The organism is Xanthomonas hortorum, from assembly GCF_040279205.1.
Lineage (GTDB): Bacteria > Pseudomonadota > Gammaproteobacteria > Xanthomonadales > Xanthomonadaceae > Xanthomonas > Xanthomonas hortorum_F.
The window spans coordinates 1-2,268 of the sequence record NZ_JBEOLS010000115.1 but is presented as its reverse complement, the minus strand read 5'-3'; the positions used below and the strand labels follow the sequence as shown (position 1 = coordinate 2,268).

The following is a 2,268-nucleotide window of genomic DNA, read 5'->3' as shown; positions in this document are numbered from 1 at the left end:
CTTGTGGCGGTGATGCGCAAGATGCTGGTCATCCTCAATGCGCGCGTGCGCGATGAAAGAGCCGCCATGCAGCCCGCCTGAGCGCATTTGACGGCCATGCGCAAACGCAAAAAAGCGTGCCGGCCAGTGGCCGGCACCTACCGATGAACGCGCCTGAAGGAAACCGCTCAAAGGTCGCGGGTTGAGGTCCTGATCAACACAGTTGCTACATGGACGTACTTGCGGCGTGTCCCGCGAGCGGTGAGGGCACCGCGCCCTCGACCCACTCAGCGTTTGATCTGGAATTCCGACGCGTTTGACCTGAACTTCTGCTTTTGACCTGGACTTCCGACGGCATCCACCAGGATGCGGCCGATAACACCACTGCACTCACCACTCACGCCTTGAGCCGATAACCGCTGCGGAAGATCGCCGCCACCACGCCCAGGCACACGATCAGGAACAGGAACGTCATGCCGGTGCTCACCGCGATGTGCACGTCGGCCTTGCCGTAGAAACTCCAGCGGAAGCCGCTGATCAGATAGACCACCGGATTGAACAAGGTGACCTTCTGCCACAGCGGCGGCAGCATGTTGATCGAGTAGAAACTGCCGCCCAGGAAGGTCAGTGGCGTCACCACCATCAGCGGAATCACCTGCAGCTTTTCGAAGCCGTCGGCCCAGATGCCGATGATGAAACCGAACAGGCTGAAGGTCAGCGCGGTGAGCACCAGAAAGCCCAGCATCCACACTGGGTGGGCAATCTCATACGGCACGAACAGCCGCGCGGTGAGCAGGATCAGCAAGCCCAGCAGCACCGACTTGGTCGCCGCCGCGCCCACATAGCCGATCACGATCTCCCACCACGCCACCGGCGCCGACAACACCTCGTAGATGGTGCCGGCCCAGCGCGGCATGTAGATGCCGAACGAGGCGTTGGAAATGCTCTCGTTGAGCAAGGACAGCATCACCAGCCCCGGAATGATGAAGGCGCCGTAGCTGATGCCGTCGATATCGCCCATGCGCGAACCGATCGCCGCGCCGAACACCACAAAATACAGTGAGGTCGACAACACCGGCGAGGCGATCGACTGGGTGAGCGTGCGGAATGCGCGCGCCATTTCGAAGCGGTAGATCGCAGCGATTGCATACCGATTCATGCGCGCACCTCCTGCTGGCGTGCACCGTGCACCAGATTGACGAAGATCTCCTCCAGCGAACTCTCGCTGGAATGCAGATCCTTGAAATCGATGCCCTGCTCGTTGAGCCGGCGCAGCAGCCCGCCGATGCCGGTCTGCTCGGCCTGGGTGTCGAAGGTGTAGATCAGGCTGTTGCCGTCGGCCGATAGTTCCAATGGCAGATCGCTCAGCGCGACCGGGATGGCCTGCAGCGGTGCCTGCAGGCTGAGCGTGAGCTGCTTCTTGCCGAGCTTGCGCATCAGCGTGTGCTTGTCTTCCACCAGCACCAGCTCGCCGCGATTGATCACCCCGACCCGGTCGGCCATGTCTTCGGCTTCTTCGATGTAATGGGTGGTCAGGATCACCGTGGTGCCCTGCTCGCGCAGCCGCCGCACCATCTGCCACATGTCGTGGCGCAACTCCACGTCCACACCGGCGGTGGGCTCGTCCAAAAAGAGAATGCGCGGCTCGTGCGCCAGCGCCTTGGCGATCAGCACGCGCCGCTTCATGCCGCCGGACAGCGTGGAAATCTTGTTGTTGCGCTTGTCCCACAACGAGAGTTCGCGCAACACCGTTTCCAGATACTGCGGATTGGCCGGCTTGCCGAACAGCCCGCGGCTGAAACGCACGGTGGCCCAGACGCTTTCGAACGCATCGGTGGCCAGTTCCTGCGGCACCAGACCGATGCTGGCACGCGCGGCGCGGTAGTCGCGCACGATATCGTGGCCATCGGCCAGTACGGTGCCGGTGCTCGGATTGATCAACCCGCAGATGATGCTGATTAAGGTGGTCTTGCCGGCACCATTGGGACCGAGCAGCGCGAAGATTTCGCCACGCTGGATTTCAAGATCCACGTGCTTGAGCGCCTGAAAACCGCCAGCGTAGGTCTTGCTCAATCCCTGGATGGAAACGATTGGAGTCATGTGTTCTGCACTGGAACGATCAGCCGCACAGGGTAGGCCGTGCGCCATGAAGATGGGAGCAGTGTGGATAGGATGGTGTCTCCCGACGAGCGGCAAGGAGCCTCAGCGAACTGGACCGCGCAAACGTGCTGCGTCTGTTTGTAGCGCATCTTCATGTAGGAGCGCGCTTGCGCGCGATGAGGCTTTCCC

The 2,268-nt window shown here is 61.6% G+C and carries 2 protein-coding genes; both read right to left on the bottom strand.

Going from position 1 to position 2,268, the window contains the following annotated elements; genetic code table 11:
* Window positions 1-376 precede the first annotated feature (376 nt).
* On the bottom strand, window positions 377-1,138 hold the full coding sequence (locus tag ABS769_RS22315; RefSeq protein WP_006448574.1) for an ABC transporter permease: 762 nt from the start codon (window positions 1,136-1,138) through the stop codon (window positions 377-379).
* Window positions 1,135-2,079: an ABC transporter ATP-binding protein gene (locus ABS769_RS22310; RefSeq protein ID WP_006448573.1), complete on the bottom strand. Its 945-nt coding sequence runs from the start codon at window positions 2,077-2,079 to the stop codon at window positions 1,135-1,137. The genes ABS769_RS22315 and ABS769_RS22310 overlap by 4 nt, the downstream gene beginning before the upstream one ends.
* Window positions 2,080-2,268 lie beyond the last annotated feature (189 nt).